Raw genomic sequence first — 622 nt, 5'->3', positions numbered from 1 at the left:
CATTATTTGCAAGCACAGCATCGGCATACTTTGATCTTAAGTCCTGAATTTCTTTCGTTAATTTGTCGATCTCATTTTGAACCTTGGCGCTTTTTTCTTCAAATTGCCTTACCGCCGTAGATTCGCGGAAAAATGAAGTATATACCTTTGACAGATCTACCAATGCGAAACGGGTAATCTGCTGGCTATACACGCCGGTAAAAGCCATCACGATTAAAAATAAAGATAGAACAACTCGTTTAAACATAATCCACTCCTAATATGATAAAACAAAAGACATTACAATATCCATATCTATTCCGGGAATAGCGCCTTTTTGCCATTCAATTTTATTATCTACTACTTTAAATCGTTTAGCCAAGCTCAAACGGATTGGGAATTGCGGCAATGTAAACCGCAATCCTCCGCCATAGCTGAACCTGATATTTTCAATTGTAAAGTTAGATTCCCCTCTGGAATTTTCATTAAAATAATACCCTTGTTCAGTTTCAATCCCTGCTGAATCAAAGAATAAATCAAATGCCAATATACCCTGAACAAGCGGGAACCGCAATTCCACCCAACTGTCTAAAAGCAAATATCCTTTGTTGCGGTATTCACTGCTCCACCCTCTGCCTATAAA

Annotated in this window: 2 protein-coding genes; both read right to left on the bottom strand. The window is 38.1% G+C overall.

Annotation, left to right across the window (positions count from 1 at the left end; translation table 11 throughout):
- Positions 1-247 (bottom strand): OmpH/Skp family outer membrane protein (locus ACYVTD_RS15470; RefSeq protein WP_461248590.1); only part of this gene is annotated, 247 nt, incomplete at its 3' end.
- 9 nt (positions 248-256) lie between these two features.
- Positions 257-622: BamA/TamA family outer membrane protein (locus ACYVTD_RS15465; protein ID WP_461248589.1), on the bottom strand; the 366-nt coding region annotated here is incomplete at its 5' end.

The sequence above is a fragment of the Treponema sp. R6D11 genome, assembly GCF_054786075.1.
Note: the sequence above shows the minus strand (reverse complement) of the source record. Positions and strands in the feature narration are given on the sequence as shown.